Origin of the sequence: Anaplasma platys (assembly GCF_012790675.1) — a bacterium.
GTDB classification, from domain to species: Bacteria; Pseudomonadota; Alphaproteobacteria; order Rickettsiales; family Anaplasmataceae; genus Anaplasma; species Anaplasma platys.
This window is the reverse complement of sequence record NZ_CP046391.1, coordinates 1,154,914-1,169,545: the sequence shown is the minus strand read 5'-3', so window position 1 is coordinate 1,169,545 and position 14,632 is coordinate 1,154,914. Positions and strand designations below refer to the sequence as shown.

Annotated in this window: 16 protein-coding genes; 12 read left to right on the top strand and 4 right to left on the bottom strand. The window is 46.8% G+C overall.

Translation table 11 applies throughout. From position 1 onward, the window contains the following. The 3 genes from ANPL_RS04550 to ANPL_RS04540 all read right to left on the bottom strand — a co-directional run. Positions 1-743: P44/Msp2 family outer membrane protein (locus ANPL_RS04550; RefSeq protein ID WP_236822913.1), on the bottom strand; the 743-nt coding region annotated here is incomplete at its 3' end. A gap of 109 nt (positions 744-852) precedes the next feature. Then, positions 853-1,698 (bottom strand): CAF17-like 4Fe-4S cluster assembly/insertion protein YgfZ, encoded by an 846-nt coding sequence (ygfZ, locus tag ANPL_RS04545; RefSeq protein WP_169193542.1) that lies wholly within the window; start codon positions 1,696-1,698, stop codon positions 853-855. Between the two features lie 65 nt (positions 1,699-1,763). Continuing rightward, the gene (locus tag ANPL_RS04540) at positions 1,764-3,674 is read right to left on the bottom strand and encodes a heme lyase CcmF/NrfE family subunit (RefSeq protein WP_169193541.1); all 1,911 of its coding nucleotides are present in this window, start codon (positions 3,672-3,674) and stop codon (positions 1,764-1,766) included. 2 nt (positions 3,675-3,676) lie between these two features. Between ANPL_RS04540 and ANPL_RS04840 the strand changes: the two genes are divergently transcribed. The 12 genes from ANPL_RS04840 to ANPL_RS04485 all read left to right on the top strand — a co-directional run bounded on the left by ANPL_RS04840 (position 3,677) and on the right by ANPL_RS04485 (position 12,992). Next, positions 3,677-4,468, top strand: a complete 792-nt coding sequence (locus ANPL_RS04840) for a hypothetical protein (protein ID WP_169193540.1) — start codon at positions 3,677-3,679, stop codon at positions 4,466-4,468. 354 nt (positions 4,469-4,822) lie between these two features. Continuing rightward, positions 4,823-5,038, top strand: coding sequence for a hypothetical protein (locus ANPL_RS04785; protein ID WP_236822826.1), 216 nt, complete (start codon positions 4,823-4,825; stop codon positions 5,036-5,038). Between the two features lie 50 nt (positions 5,039-5,088). Further along, a complete protein-coding gene (locus ANPL_RS04530; protein WP_169193539.1) occupies positions 5,089-6,303 on the top strand; it encodes a lipoprotein-releasing ABC transporter permease subunit in 1,215 nt (404 codons plus the stop codon). Between the two features lie 4 nt (positions 6,304-6,307). Then, positions 6,308-7,078 carry a hypothetical protein gene (locus ANPL_RS04525; protein ID WP_236822825.1) on the top strand — a complete coding sequence of 257 codons (771 nt, stop codon included), beginning with the start codon at positions 6,308-6,310 and terminating at the stop codon, positions 7,076-7,078. After that, a complete protein-coding gene (locus ANPL_RS04520) occupies positions 7,075-8,313 on the top strand; it encodes a tetratricopeptide repeat protein (RefSeq protein WP_169193538.1) in 1,239 nt (412 codons plus the stop codon). Before ANPL_RS04525 ends, ANPL_RS04520 begins: the two co-directional genes overlap by 4 nt. Positions 8,314-8,348: 35 nt before the next feature. Next, positions 8,349-8,612: a DUF1467 family protein gene (locus ANPL_RS04515; protein ID WP_236822824.1), complete on the top strand. Its 264-nt coding sequence runs from the start codon at positions 8,349-8,351 to the stop codon at positions 8,610-8,612. 174 nt (positions 8,613-8,786) lie between these two features. After that, the gene (gene atpH / locus ANPL_RS04510) at positions 8,787-9,341 is read left to right on the top strand and encodes an ATP synthase F1 subunit delta (RefSeq protein WP_169193537.1); all 555 of its coding nucleotides are present in this window, start codon (positions 8,787-8,789) and stop codon (positions 9,339-9,341) included. A 17-nt stretch (positions 9,342-9,358) separates the two neighbouring features. Further along, entirely contained in the window at positions 9,359-10,894 is a 1,536-nt protein-coding gene (atpA, locus tag ANPL_RS04505; RefSeq protein ID WP_169193536.1) for a F0F1 ATP synthase subunit alpha, read from the top strand. Between the two features lie 12 nt (positions 10,895-10,906). Then, on the top strand, positions 10,907-11,407 hold the full coding sequence (greA, locus tag ANPL_RS04500) for a transcription elongation factor GreA (protein WP_169193535.1): 501 nt from the start codon (positions 10,907-10,909) through the stop codon (positions 11,405-11,407). Positions 11,408-11,421: 14 nt separating this feature from the next. Continuing rightward, positions 11,422-12,057, top strand: coding sequence for a 3,4-dihydroxy-2-butanone-4-phosphate synthase (gene ribB / locus ANPL_RS04495; RefSeq protein ID WP_169193534.1), 636 nt, complete (start codon positions 11,422-11,424; stop codon positions 12,055-12,057). A 7-nt stretch (positions 12,058-12,064) separates the two neighbouring features. Further along, positions 12,065-12,511 (top strand): SsrA-binding protein SmpB, encoded by a 447-nt coding sequence (gene smpB, locus ANPL_RS04490; protein ID WP_169193533.1) that lies wholly within the window; start codon positions 12,065-12,067, stop codon positions 12,509-12,511. A 64-nt stretch (positions 12,512-12,575) separates the two neighbouring features. Next, positions 12,576-12,992: a hypothetical protein gene (locus ANPL_RS04485; protein WP_169193532.1), complete on the top strand. Its 417-nt coding sequence runs from the start codon at positions 12,576-12,578 to the stop codon at positions 12,990-12,992. 357 nt (positions 12,993-13,349) lie between these two features. Here ANPL_RS04485 and recA read toward each other — a convergent pair whose 3' ends face one another. Continuing rightward, on the bottom strand, positions 13,350-14,426 hold the full coding sequence (recA, locus tag ANPL_RS04480; RefSeq protein WP_169193531.1) for a recombinase RecA: 1,077 nt from the start codon (positions 14,424-14,426) through the stop codon (positions 13,350-13,352). Between the last annotated feature and the right edge of the window lie 206 nt (positions 14,427-14,632).

Sequence of the window (14,632 nt, the reverse complement as noted above, 5' to 3'; positions counted from 1 at the left end):
GTGTTTATCTTCCCTTCCGCTGTCCCCGGCCAGCCCCGGTTGGTTTGCTTGTTGGTGTACCACACGTGTGCCCCAAGCTTCCCGTCTGTCGGAGTTCCTCGGTGACTGCTTTCCCCCAACAGCGCCCGGCTTTCGACTGTAACACTGGCGCAGTTTGGGGCCGGATATATTGCTTGGCCGTTCATTGTCCACAGCTTCCTACATGTCCCAGGCGTGTCTTCTCGCAACGTATTCGCCCCTCTCAAGTTTGCAAACCTCCGACTCAACGTGCTGTCACTCGCCAGCGAACTCACTCTTTGCGCGGTACTTCCCGTTTCCTCCGCAGGAAAGTCAACATAATCTACGCAACTCCACGGCTCCGCTCTTATCCTCGGTATGCTACGCCCACCGCTCCCGCCTGGCACGGTGTAGTCCAAACTATCATCCACCGCAACCTTCTTATTACAAACCTTGGGGTCAATTGATGGGCTCGTCCGTCCTACGGCCTGGGCAAACGCAACAATATCATGTGGTGAAGTTGCCGCTAAGGCATGCCCGAGACGTTCGGTCTTGCCACTTACCACATCATGCGCTAGCTCTTTCGCCAAAAGGTGTACTGTTTCCGTTCTCGCATACTTTCCACCAGGGCCTATTCCTCTAGCTTCAAATTTTTCATAGCCTAATTCAACTTCTATCCGTGCGCCATTTTTCTTATAACCAACACTGCCTTCCATCGCCCAGTCAGTGTTGCTTTCAAACTGGATCCGCGGATCCTGTACCCGCCAGTTAAAATTACTATCTAGGTACGTCCCTGTATCTTTGACTGCAATAATGCCCGACCGCTAACGAGGGCGAGGGACCTGCGGGCCAGAGTTAGTCGACAACTGTGCCCGTTACCGTTACTGGCAAATTGCCCACTCTTAATGACCCGGGGTGGTCTTGCACCTTACTTACATCTAATAAGGATAAGCCATAAGGGCCGGCGGTGGTTAATAGCTTACCTACCAGCATCTCGCCAGCATACACTTCGGTGCTGAAGGGCGGCCAATCTGGTGAAGCCACTGCCCACAACGTGTATAGCTTCTTTTTAGCGCCGATTATGTGCATACGTGCCACGGTCTCTTGGCCTATGTAGCACCCCTTTCTATGACAAATAGCGTTCACTCTGTCTAACCCGAAATGTAGCGGAAAAGATTCCCCCTTTACCATATCCTCAGGCGAGGGAATAGTATTCCTAATTCTAATCTCATCGTATACTCTAGAATCTTGTTCCCTAGAAATCTTATCAAGTGCCGGGCTGTTTATTGGAATGATATGGCGCATTCCAAGCTCCGCACAGCGCGGGTCAGCAAAACTCACCGTACCATTTTCACCAATTTCAGCCGACACAGGTGCGTTTACGTTAGTGTTCTGGCCAACGTCTACTGCGACAACGTACTGGTCAGCTTTGAGGACCTTTACTTTCAATTGCACACGATATAGACGCAGAAATGCGATTAGATCTTCCCGTTCCGTACACGCACAATCTATAAGGAAATACTCATCCAATTTTACCAGGAAGAATTCGTAAAGGAACCTCCCTCTTGAATTCAAAATGCAATTGTAAATCGCGGTAGGTGGGACCATTGAATTTACGTCATTTGTCGTGATATTGTGCAGGAAAGGAGCAGCATCGCAGCCACTAACCTTGATTACACAGCGGGTACTCAGCTTAAACATTTATGCTCAAGAAACCAACTCTCAACATCACTTTTCCCCCTACGGGGCGATCTCCCACCAACATATCACAAAGTACTTTTACCCTTTAGTGAGCGCATTTTCAATACGGCATTAATAGTGCCAAAAACTCCTCCAACAGAAAGCAACGCAAAGCCGCCCCATACCAGATTGATCAATGGTTTGTAGCGCAACTGCACCGGTAGACCATGGGTTACATTAGGAGTGCCAACTACCACATACAGATCTGACATTATATTGTGGCAAGTGCTACTCACAATGTTATGAGTGCCTTCAACATAGTAGAAACGGTTCTCCGGCTTAAGTTTGCATATTGTCTTATTCTGTCCGGTGCGCTTGATGTCAAATTCTCCCACGAGGGACTCATAATATTCCTTTTTTAATAGAGACACATCGCTCAGAGTAGCGGTATACCCCTGTAGGGAAATTGTGTCGCCTTGTTTCATGTGAGCGGTTTTATCTAATTGCGCTGTACCTGAATAAACTATCCCCACAACAGCTACAGCAACTCCCAAATGAGCTGACAGCATTGCGCAACGGCCGGGACGAAAGGTTGCCAGAAATGTGGCTCTTGTCCAAGCGTGGGGCAACTTTACCAAAAAGTCTTCGATTATAGAGAAAAACAGATACCCTGCCAGCCACAGAAGCAAGCCAACAAGACCCTGATATATCGCTAGCGGCAAACATACTATTGCGCCCACGGTGGTGACCTTGAAGGAAAGCATTAAAGGTTGTTTTCCATCGTAGCTGAGGCATGGCAGGACCACCATCGCTAACAGCAAAAGCACCAGTATTATACTGAAGAGACTGTTGTAATATGGAGCACCTACGGCTATGGTGACGTTGGTTAGCGCCTCTAACACGATGGGATAAACAGTGCCCAGAAGTATTATAAAAAATGCGACAAGCGTTAAGATGACATGGACAATAAACAGCGTCATCCGCGAAACCAGGTTAAAGGTACAGCTTTCATTCCGTGCTTTACAATTCATTACAAAAGCTGCACAGCAGCTTATCATGATCGTACTTACCAGACACAACAGCGCGACACCTCGGCTTGCATCATTCGCAAATGTGTGTACCGAAATGAGAAACCCGGATCTTACAAAAAATATGCTGTACAAGCTACTGGCAAATGTTGAAATAGCCAGAAAGAAGGTAAAATTGCAGTATATGTTGCTCTTTCTGACGATAGGTAACATGTGCACCAAGGCTGTTCCCAGAAGCCACGGTAGTAACACAACATTTTCAACTGGATCCCAAGACCAAAAGCCTCCCCAACCCAAGACTCGATATGCCCACCAGCCCCCCAGGGCAATGCCAAGGGTTAGAAGGGTCCAGGCAGCTAGTGCCCAGCCACGAATTAGATGTGCCCATACTGCAGGCGAAAGATTTGTGCGAATTGCAGCCAGTGTTATCGCCAATACTGGGCTAAACCCAACATATCCGCTGAACAGTATTGGAGGGTGGATGGACAGTCCAATATCTTGTAGAAGAGGGTTAAACCCCAGCCCGTCATCATCCACGGTAAATGTACGCAAGAAAGGGTTGGCAAAAACCACTTGAAAAACCACAAACGCTCCCACAAGTAGGTGTTGCACCGACAATGCGTTAAACCGTAAATGGTTGCCAGGAAGGAAAAGTTGTAGCATTACCGCGGCTACACTCAATAACCACGTATACAAAAGTAGCGAGCCTTCGTAATTTCCCCAGAGTCCAACTATTTTATATAGAATGGGTTGGAGAGTATGCGAGTTTTGATATACGTTTTCAAAAGAGAAATCATCAATGAGCCTGATATATAGTAGTAACAGCAGCGATAGGCTATGAAGAGCGCTAACAGCGAAGGTAAAAGCGCTTCCCACTGCGTGAAATCTGCGTGCAATTACCGGATAAAAGAAGGAGAGTACACCCGCTACTATCAAAAACGAGCTATATCCATCCACGTTGTTGGACATGCTTGGTATCATCATCTCAGGGAGAGTTGCCTCATTATAACAAAGTCGCCCAGGAGTACTATCAAGAAGTTGCTAAAGGTATTTTCCGGCTCCATGGTAAGCTACTTGGTTCTTTCACTACTACTGTTATTATGATTTTCCAAGAACGGACAAGCCCATCAATTGACCCCAAGGTTTGTAATAAGAAGGTTGCGGTGGATGATAGGTGGGACGTGTTGCTTGGTAGGGGCGCGAGTGGCGGTGGGGCGAGGAGAGTTAAGGATCCAGCGTGGAGTTGCGTCGACTATGAGGGTGATACGTTAAACGTGGACACGATCGACCAAGAGAGCATAGGAGGTGTGAGGCCGGGTCGGATGAATGAGTTTAGCGCCCGTTATAGGAATACAAAGCGCGCGGCGGAGCTGAGGCCGGATGACAATGGCATCCGCAGAGCGATTAAATTCAGGGTGATACGCGAACGAGACGGCACATTGCATGGGATAGGCAAAGCGGACTCGACAAGCCGCGTCGGTACGGCCACTGTGACGACGCGTACACAGCAAGGCGATAGCACGACAACCGCGGAGGTTAAGGAACACGTATGGTACATCAACAAGCAAACCAACCGGGGCTGGCCGGGGACAGCGGAAGGGAAGATAAACACTGCTCAGGGTATGGCTGGGGATTTGGTAAGTAATTTGGATGACGAAGAAAAGGCCACAGTTGCTGGTATACTTACACGTACAGTATCTGGTGGTGAGGTAGTAGAGATCCGTGCGGTGTCGACAACGTCAGTAATGTTGAATGGTTGTTAGTAACGAGCATTGCGCAATAGCCATGTGCACATAGCATAGTACGCAGATCTTCAGGATAACCTTCAGAATCATCTCCAAACGCACCTGCCGGTTATCACCTACGTTACGGTAAGTTACACATACCTAGCGTCACTACCTATTTGTAGTGCTTTTGCCGAGGCTGTTGGCCATCAGGCTACGGAGATTGATAAGAAGGTTTGTGGGGAGAAGAAAGTGAATGGCACAAACGACGGCGACACGGAGACGACCTCGAGTAACAGTTAAGGACGCTGGAGTTGTGTAGAGGGGACGGGAAACAAGGGTTACAGCAAGAAGCCGCACGCCGACAAAGGATTTGTGTGGCGGTCAACAAGCATGGGCAAAAACCGGCTGAGGCTGGACAAAAGTCACAACGTAGAAAACGGGACGGCGCATGGATGGCCTGGGACTGCATCCGGTAATAACGACACTGCGAACGCGGTGGCGCAGGAACTGACTTCACTGCACCGACACAAAACAAGGTTGTGTGCCGCTTTTGGGGTCATCGTGCGCGAAATCGCCGATGCGCACCTGTTGTGTTGCAAATTGTAACTGTAGTGGAACCGTGATATAGAGTAGGGCATACTAAGCTGGGGATGAACATGGGTCTTGAGTGGCTGCTTGCGCGTAGGTACCTAAGTTCAAAGCATGGCAGATTTTTGTGTTCACTAATGAGTGTTCTTTCTATTCTGGGCATTTCTATCGGCGTCGCGACACTTATTTCCGTCATGGCCGTGATGAACGGTTTTTCGGCAAAATTGCTCGACAGTATTCTTGGGATGAATGGGCATGTTACTGTGTACTGTCACAGGGGGGAGAATTGTCAAAATTCTCTTGCAGAGATCAAAGCGACAGAAGGTGTTGTTTCCGCTGTTCCTGTGGTGGAAGGGCAAGCATTACTGAAATCAAAGTCGGCGGCTATAGGTGCAGTAGTGCGGGGAATGGAAATGTCTGAGATTCATAGGAAGTTGTTGGAATATATGGTGAGTGGCAATGTTACAGAGCTGCAACCAGGTATAATTTTGGGATCGCGCCTTGCAGAAAGTTTGAACGTGAACTACGGGGATGAGATCACTGTAGTATCATCAGTTGATGCGCGCACTATACTAGGGTCTGCGCCGAGGACGCAGAAGCATAAGGTTACTGGGATTTTCAACGTTGGAATGTACGAATACGATAGCGCATTTTCGTATATTCCGCTGCCAAGTGCTCAGGTGCTTTTTGGTTACGAAAACAGTGCGAAATACATAGAGGTCCAGCTTAGTGACGCAGAAAAATCTTCTGCTATTTTGGCGCCCATCAAAGAGAAGACGCGCATGAGAGTGGAAGACTGGAAAACGCAGCAGGGGCACTATTTATATGCGCTGCAGTTAGAGCGCGATGCCATGTTTTTTATTCTAGTGCTAATAATTGTTGTCGCAGCCTTTAACATAATTTCCTGTGTTACCTTGTTAGTGCAAGAGAAAATAAGGTCAGTCGCTATGTTGCGCACTATGGGGCTCAGTAAATTTGCGGTGATACGAGTTTTTTGCATCAGTGGTATGTGTATAGGGGTCATTGGGACTGCAATAGGATGTTGTATGGGGGTGTTATTTTCTGTAAATATAGAGCGCATTAGCGACTTTTTGGCTACTTTTGATAAAGGGGCTTTTTTCGCATCCATTGCGTATTGCCTGGAGGGAATATCAACGGAAATGATCTTTTTAGATGTCATAAAAGCGGCTGCTTTGGCGCTGGGAGTCACGTTGGTATCCACTCTTCCTCCTGCTATTATGGCCGCGCGGAAGCATCCTGTGGATATTCTGAAATATGAGTAAATAAATGCGAAAGGAAACATGCGGGTGGTTGGGGATATTCTGTATCTTGGCATTGTGGATATGGGGTGTCGTCTATTTTGCCTTGGATGTAAAAAAAGAGCTGTTCAAGGCTATGGCTAGTATAGAAAGGCTTCAGGATAATAATAGTAGGCTGCAGTATGAGCTTTCTGGTGTTGCAGCAAAGGCTGAGCAGATAAAGTCTTCAATAGCACATTTGAAATCGTCCATTCCCCCCAAAACAGTTGTTGTTAACAGGGATGGCTGCGTGCCCGAGGAATGTTTGGCGCGCGCGCTATTGATTGTTCAGGATCTCCGACGCACTTTCGCCCTGGGTGCGATGACAAGTGATTCAGTAAGCGTGGTGAAGCCGGTGTTAACGGCGCTAAATGACCAAGGCATCGATGATAGCCTGCGGGTGATAGAGAAGTTTCATAACAGGAAGGGATATAGAGAACTTAGAGAGGAATTTTACTCCATAAGAAATGAGCTAAACTTTGGTCCTCAAGGGGCTATGTGGCAGTTGGTGTCTAAGTGGGTTTCGGTTAAGGATCGTAACTCTCAGATATGGCGTGACTACGTTGATTTGGAAAATCTTATGAGGGCAGGTGATTGGGAAGGCACTTTGGAATTTGGAAAAAGCAGCACGTTATCTGCTGTGCCGAGGGTAAAGAGGTGGCTACAGGATCTGGAGTTTGTTTTAGAAATAGAGGCACACCTGTTTGTTATTTACGATAAGCTTGTCGAGCGTGTGCATAAGAACCCAGAGGGCATATGATAATGTTTTTTCTGATCTTCATAGTGGCATCTATGGCGGCTGGGTTTGTGGTGCAGAGTTATGAAACAATGGCTCTGAAGCTAGAAGTTGCTGGTTATGGCATAGAGGCAAGTGTGCCGTTTGTACTTTTTGTTGTGTGTGTGGCGATTCTTGCGATAGTTCTGTTGGCACGCATTTGCATCGCGTTGTCTTGGTGTATTTATAGGGTAAAGTGTTGGTCGGTCACTAAGCAGTACGATCAAATGGGGCGGCAGTTTGCGCGGCTAAGTGTGGGGAACATCGAGGATGTTAAGCAGGTAGTTGTTGTAGCAGACAAGCTAAATAAGTTAGATAGGAGCATTTTAGCACTGCTGCAGGGATGTGCTAGTTTCCGTTTAGGGCAATACGAGATAGCTGAAAAATACTTTTCCTACATTACCACGAAGGGGTTATATGATTCTGGGTTGGGAATGTGGCTTGTTTCAGTGCTGAAAAATGAAAAAAGCCGGGACTGCAAGCTTAGGGTGCTTAGTCGTCTATGCTGTGTGTTTCATGGTAATTCCTGGGTTAGTATATTTAGGCTCGAGATTGCTCTCATGAGTGGCCAATGGGCAAATGTGCTCACGGAACTAAAGTTCATTTCTAGGCACAATATACCCTGCGGTCATGACGTCGCTGCATTGGAGGAAATTGCTTGTTATAAATTGGCCGAGTCTTCTTATATTGCTGGACGGTATAAGGAGGGGCTTAGCCTATTAAAAAAGGCGCGTAGTTTGCAATCGGTGCTTCTATATGCAAGGCTGAATGTAAAGTTGTGTCATGTCAAAAAGGCACTGGAGGTCTTGGAATCCTACTATAAGGAGGTTCCTAATAATGAGGTTGCTGTATTGTATTTGGAGATTTCCCAGGATATTAATTCTGCCATAGACAGACTCGGCAACATTGCGCCGTCCAGCTACACGGGCTTGGTATTGATGGCCAGAAAGCATATAGCCCTCAAGCAGTACAGCGCTGCGGAGCAGTGTTTGAAGCGGGCTTTGGAAAGTTACAATTATGTGCAGTTATACGCCATGATGCTCGATGTTATGGTCAAGTTGGAAAATTTAGATGAAATTGCCTATTGGGTTGATGCTATGCGTAGGGATGCTGTTCCCGACATGCGTTGGCAGTGTGGGCAGTGTCTCAAGGTTGTTGAAAAGTGGGACTACGAGTGTTCCTCATGTGGTGAGTTTAATTCTGTAGTCTGGGTAGAATAAAGCATTCCTTGATTTTTTAGTCTCAGAGTAATTATATGATTCTAGCGGAGGCCTTGTTGGTATTTACCATCACCTGGTGGGTTGCACTTTTTGTTTCCTTGCCTATCAAGATTGAAATGCATGCCGCGGATGAGTGCAGTGTAGGGTGTGACAGTGGGGCACCGAAAAAAACATACTTGTTGGTTAAGGTGCTTATTGTTACTGTTGGGGCGGCTTTAGTTACCGGTCTATATTGCTATTTCAAGCATGTGGGGTATGTCGATAGAGTGTTTGCAATGTTGTTCGAACTTGCCCCGTGATCATCAGCAGATTTCATGGCACAATTTCGCATGTAATTTACGCGGCGAAGTGTTGAACTATCGAGCTAGGGAGGTTGTATGGCGATGCGTGCGCGGGGGAAGGGAAATACTTGACTGGGTATTATGTGTGCGTAATAATACGGCTGTTTTTCCCTATTTGTTGTTTTAGATATCGTGAGTCAGCGGGGGTGTGAGCACGCCGTGTACGGGTACGCTCGTGTGCTAGTGGACATGGTCATGGACGGTTCTGACGGCATGCCGGAGGAGGTGAGGGTTTTATCTGAAGTGTTTTGCGAGGAGGGTGTACGGGAATTTTTTGCGAATCCAGGTGTCTCCCTTGAGGCCAAGGTTGAGGTGTTGGAGCGTGTTAAGACCGCCTGTGGGTTCAGCGATATGCTGATAAGGTTTGCTTGTGTGGTTATTTCCGATGAGCTTTTCCCGGTAATAGGCGAGATTTTCGACAAATTTTTCGTTATGCTCCGGAAAAAGCGCGGCATGTATAATCTAGAGGTGGTTACTGCTGTGCCGTTGTCCCCGCGAGAGGAGAAAGAGATATTGTGCATGTTGCAGGAGAGATATGGTACTCCTGAATTGGTGGCGAAGCGTGTTGATCCTGAGATTTTAGGTGGCTTTATCGCAAAGGGCGACTCCTTCGTGGTCGATGCTTCTTATTCAGGACATCTTTGGTCTCTGCACCGGATTTGTAGGGAAGCTATTTTAAATATCTAGTGATTGTAGGATAGAGCATGGGTGGTGTATCTTCGGGTGAAGTGCTTAAGATTTTGAAAGAAAGAATCGAGAGCTTTGGCAATCCCGTGAGAGCTAGCAGCGTCGGCGAGGTCTTGTCGGTGAGGGATGGGATAGCCGTGGTTTACGGGCTCGATGGAGCTGGATTTGGTGAAACGGTTACCTTTGCTTCTGGTACTAAAGGTGTCGTCTCCGGGTTGGAGCGTGATGTGGCTAGTGTTGTCGTTTTTGGTGAAGACCGGGAGATCAAAGAAGGGGACTCTGTAACGTGTGCAGGGGAGCTAATGAAAGTTCCGGTGGGTTTTTCGCTGCTTGGGCGTGTGGTGAGCCCACTAGGTGCGCCGCTGGATGATAAAGGCGAGGTCTCGAGCGGTGACGGGGAAAATCCTGTAGAGATAAGGGCGCCTGGGATAATGGCGCGGCAACCAGTGAACGAGCCGTTGCAGACTGGTATAAAAACCATAGACATGCTAATCCCAATAGGCAGGGGGCAACGGGAGCTGATAATAGGAGACAGAAAAACAGGTAAGACGGCTATTGCTCTTGATACTATAATTAATCAGAAACGCTATAACAGCAAGGCTGCTAAGAAGGACAGGGTTTATTGCATATACGTGGCAATAGGGCAGAAGAATTCGTCTATTGCCCGGGTGGTTGACAAACTGCGTGAGGCGGGAGCTCTTGATTATACTATAGTTGTTGCTACTGGGGCTTCCGATGCGGTTCCTGTGCAATACCTGGCGCCTTATGCTGCCTGTGCTATGGGGGAATTTTTTCGTGACAATGGCATGCACTGTCTTATCGTCTATGACGATTTGTCCAAGCACGCGGTAGCGTATCGGCAAATGTCTTTGCTGCTGCGGCGGCCGCCCGGACGTGAGGCTTATCCTGGGGATGTGTTTTATATCCACTCGCGTCTTCTGGAAAGGGCTGCAAAGATGAGCGACGCGCTTGGTGGCGGATCACTTACTGCGCTTCCTATAATCGAAACGCAAGCTGGGGACGTTTCTGCTTATATTCCGACTAATGTGATCTCCATTACTGATGGTCAGATTTTCTTGGAGTCAGAGCTGTTTCATCAAGGATTCAGGCCGGCTGTGAACGTGGGTCTGTCGGTATCAAGGGTGGGTTCAGCAGCGCAGGTGAAGTCTGTTAAAAAAGTTGCAGGTTCGATGAAGTTATCTCTGGCTCAGTATAGGGAGTTGGAGGATTTTGCAAGGTTTGGTTCCGATCTTGATGTAAATTCGCAGTCTATGCTGGAGCGTGGTCGCAGACTTATGGAGCTTCTCAAGCAAGGTCAGTATTCTCCGTTGTCTGTTGAGGAGCAGGTGGTTGTTATCCTTGCGGGGTCAGATGCGTGCGTAGATCGTATTGCCGTGGGTGACATGTGTAGGTTCGAGAAGGGTTTGTTAGAGAAGTTACGTACAGATCACGTTGATCTAATGGCATGCTTGTCAGAAGACATTGCGGATGATATAAAAAGCAAGCTGTTAGAGATCATCAGAGGGTTTGCTGCTGGGTTTGGCTGTCGTTAGTATAGGTGCTGTATGAGTGACTATGTAACTACAAGGTTTCCTATTACAAAGAGGGGCTATCAACAACTTGAGTCTGAGCTGGAGGCTCTTAAAAGCGAGAGGCCAAAGATTATAAAGTCCATTTCAGATGCAAGGGAGTTGGGTGATCTCTCCGAAAATGCTGAGTACCATGCGGCTCGAGAGCGGCAGGGTCTTGTTGAAAGCAAGATCATGGAGTTGGAATCTAAAAAATCTAGAGCAGAGGTTATCGAAGTGTCTGAGCTTTCTGGCGATTCGGTGATGTTTGGTGCCACGGTTACTGTTTCAGTCTACGACGAGCAGAGCGACTCCTCCAGTGTTGTGAAATATCAGATTGTTGGGGAATATGAAGCTGATGTTTCGAAAAATATGATTTCCATAAAGTCACCGTTAGTTCTTGCGCTACTCGGGAAAAAAGAAGGCGATAGCGTGGAGCTCAAAACTCCTCGTGGGGACTACAAGGTGTATCAAATCATGAAAATAGAGTTTATTTAAAGATTGAGTTTCATATGGGTTTTGAGCCGTCATCGGCTTCGGGTGTCTTCTCTTCCATTGAGGATGTTGTTAGGGACGCTGCGGAGGGGAAGGTCTTTATATTGTTAGATGATGAGGATAGAGAAAACGAGGGGGATTTCGTCGTATTAGCGGACCGGGTTACACCAGAAGCCGTCAGTATGATGGTCAGACATGGTAGTGGTATCGTGTGTTTGGCTTTGTCTCAGCAATTAGCAGACAGGCTGCAGTTAGAACTTGCGCCAAGGCGCTATGTTGCTGCGGGAAGTACGGCGTTTACTTCTTCTATAGACGCAAGGTATGGAATAACTACTGGTGTTTCTGTGCAAGATAGGGTGAAGACGATTTTGACTGCCGTCTCTCCCGGAAGCAAGCCCGACGATTTGTCTACTCCTGGTCACGTTTTTCCAGTAATAGCTCATCCAGGTGGTGTAACAGAAAGAGCAGGACACACGGAGGCAGGTGTGGCTGTTGCAAAGTTAGCTGGGGCCGAACATGCTGCGGTTATTTGTGAGATGATCAATGCGGACGGTACGATGTCGCGTTTGCCGGAAATTATGAAGTTCGCTGCTGAACACGGAGTTAGGGTGTCTACTATAAAGCAGCTTATCGGGTATCTAGGAGGAACCTGACAGATGTATGAAGGTCATTTCTGAGAATCGCAAGGTAAGGTTTGACTACTTCGTTGTAAGTGAATACGATGCAGGCGTGGTGCTGCTTGGTAGTGAGGTTAAATCCTTGCGTCAGGGCAAGGTTAGTATGGGTGATTCCTATGTTATGGAATCTGGCATGGAGTTGTGGGTTCATAATCTTCATATTTCAGAGTACAATAGATCAAATAAAAAGAACCATCCCCCATTGCGGGTTAGGAAGTTATTACTCAAAAAGCGTGAAATATACAAAATTGCTGGGGTAATGAAGAATGCAGGAATGACAGTTGTCCCGCGGTTAATGTTTTTTAACGAGAAGGGTATAGCTAAGCTAAGGATTGCGGTTGTGAAAGGGAAGAAACTATACGATAAGAGGGAAGCGATAAAGACTCGGGAATGGAATAGGGAAAAGAGTCGCCTACTTCGTGATGTGTAATAGAGTGAAATCTGTTTCTCAACTTGCGGGGTAATAGTTATGTTTTGGTAGGGGAGTACAAGAAATGTACCGAAGGTTTATGCGCAGTTGGTTAGAGGGTAGGGGTTTTAGTCCTTTTTTGCAGGTATTGATCACTTCGCGTCGCGGGGGTGTTGGTTTTGAAGCGTTGGTTGAGCGCGCTGCGCTAATGCTGGTGGTTTTGTTAGATGTAGTTCGAACTAGGTTGTCTAATAGGATGAAGCTTTCCAAAATTAACTACCAGGAGAAGCTGGCATCATTCGCTCTCCAAACGGCGAAAGGTATTAACGTAAATACGAAGGACGAAGTGTCCAACAAAGTTTCTTCTACTTTTCTTACAAGCGCTCAAGATACGGTGGATGAAAATAGTAGCAATCCGCTCCAAATTCAAGAGGTTAGTAGGCTGAATATTGACAACACAGGATTTTCAAGGAGAGGGGGGGGGGGAAATGCAGATTTCTAAATTGATTTAGTTGTGTTTTTTTAGCACATATGCGGTTTTTTCCACGCGTTCCTTCCACAGTGTTTTTTGTTTGTGCCAGTACGGCTTATACGTTTTTTCCTCAGTTCTTCGTTGGGTTTTGGTATTTTGCGTGTGCACTCAACTAAAAGTGTTTTGCTTGACTTGTGACACAGTTATGCTTTCCCCTTAGTTCCGCGTAATCCTGTTGATGAAGTCTACCCAGAGCCACAAACAGTCTTACGTTTCTGTCGGGTAGTTGCTTTGTATCTAACGGATTCCGTAGTACTTAGTGTGCATATTCAAATAGTTGTTTGTGTTTAGTGTATTCAAGGGGCACAGTATCGTGCCCCTATTGCGTCAAAAAACTTCTTCGATGTCCTTTTCTTCTTGCGTGGCCTCAACACCGAAAACATCGCTTGCACGTATTATCTCATCAAGGTGCGCACGAATCATTCCTTCTAACGAACCTGCAGTTTCAGGATTTGCCTTTAAGAAAGCCTTTGCATTTTCGCGGCCCTGGCCCAATTTAGTACTGCCCATAGTATAATAAGCACCCGACTTTTCAATGAAACCGAATTTGACTCCCATATCAAGAATTTCACCCATTTTCGATATACCTTCGCTGTACATTATGTCAAACTCAGCTTGTTTAAAAGGAGGCGCTACTTTATTTTTAACCACCTTTACTCGTGTTAAACTTCCAACGATATTGTCTTTTTCCTTTATGCTACTAATTTTTCTAATATCCAAGCGTACTGAAGTGTAAAATTTGAGAGCGCTTCCCCCCGTAGTCACTTCAGGATTTCCATAAATAACACCAATTTTCACCCGTATTTGGTTTATAAAGATCAGCACGCAGTTTGCCTTCGACACTACCGAGGTCAGTTTTCGTAGCGCGTGGCTTAGCAAGCGTGCCTGTAATCCGATGTGTTGGTCTCCCATTTCGCCTTCTATCTCTGCGCGTGGTGTTAATGCTGCCACGGAGTCCACAACAATTACGTCCACAGCGCCTGAGTTCACCAGGTGTTCCACGATATGAAGAGCCTGTTCGCCTGTGTCTGGTTGTGCAACGATTAAATCACCTACATTGACGCCTAACCGACGCGCATAAAGAGTATCCAGAGCATGTTCTGCATCAATGAAAGCACACGTACCCCCATTACGTTGTGATTCGGCTATTACGTGAAGTGCCAGTGTTGTTTTCCCCGTACTTTCAGGGCCAAATATCTCAATTATTCTTCCTCTGGGCAACCCCCCCACACCCAACGCAGCATCTAGAGCAATTGAGCCAGTCCGAACGCATTCTACGCATTCCAAGGGGCTATTTTTCAGTCGCATTATCGAACCCCGTCCAAAAGCGCGTTCTATTTGTGCAATAGCATTGTCTACTGCCGATTCTTTTGTTTCAGTTGTTTTTTTTTCATGTTTGCTCACGCGTACCTCCGTGGACGTAATACCTTTTCTTAGTACATATTCATTTCATGATATGTGTTAAGTAATTGTACGTGAAAACCTGTCTCTTCGGTATGTAAACATGCATTTTTTTGCGTGCTTTCGTGCATGGCTCCGCTTTCCAGCTAATGGGACAACAAACAGATGCATTCTCAATGCACACTACAGCGCTTATGTTAAAAATCAGC

Coding starts and splice junctions, on each gene's coding strand:
- ANPL_RS04785 (WP_236822826.1), top strand. CDS start 4,823: ATGGGCAAAAACCGGCTGAGGCTGGACAAAAGTCACAACGTAGAAAAC.
- ANPL_RS04485 (WP_169193532.1), top strand. CDS start 12,576: ATGTACCGAAGGTTTATGCGCAGTTGGTTAGAGGGTAGGGGTTTTAGT.
- ygfZ (WP_169193542.1), bottom strand. CDS start 1,698: ATGTTTAAGCTGAGTACCCGCTGTGTAATCAAGGTTAGTGGCTGCGAT.
- atpA (WP_169193536.1), top strand. CDS start 9,359: ATGGGTGGTGTATCTTCGGGTGAAGTGCTTAAGATTTTGAAAGAAAGA.
- ANPL_RS04540 (WP_169193541.1), bottom strand. CDS start 3,674: ATGTCCAACAACGTGGATGGATATAGCTCGTTTTTGATAGTAGCGGGT.
- greA (WP_169193535.1), top strand. CDS start 10,907: ATGAGTGACTATGTAACTACAAGGTTTCCTATTACAAAGAGGGGCTAT.
- ANPL_RS04515 (WP_236822824.1), top strand. CDS start 8,349: ATGATTCTAGCGGAGGCCTTGTTGGTATTTACCATCACCTGGTGGGTT.
- ribB (WP_169193534.1), top strand. CDS start 11,422: ATGGGTTTTGAGCCGTCATCGGCTTCGGGTGTCTTCTCTTCCATTGAG.
- ANPL_RS04525 (WP_236822825.1), top strand. CDS start 6,308: ATGCGAAAGGAAACATGCGGGTGGTTGGGGATATTCTGTATCTTGGCA.
- ANPL_RS04520 (WP_169193538.1), top strand. CDS start 7,075: ATGATAATGTTTTTTCTGATCTTCATAGTGGCATCTATGGCGGCTGGG.
- smpB (WP_169193533.1), top strand. CDS start 12,065: ATGAAGGTCATTTCTGAGAATCGCAAGGTAAGGTTTGACTACTTCGTT.
- ANPL_RS04530 (WP_169193539.1), top strand. CDS start 5,089: ATGGGTCTTGAGTGGCTGCTTGCGCGTAGGTACCTAAGTTCAAAGCAT.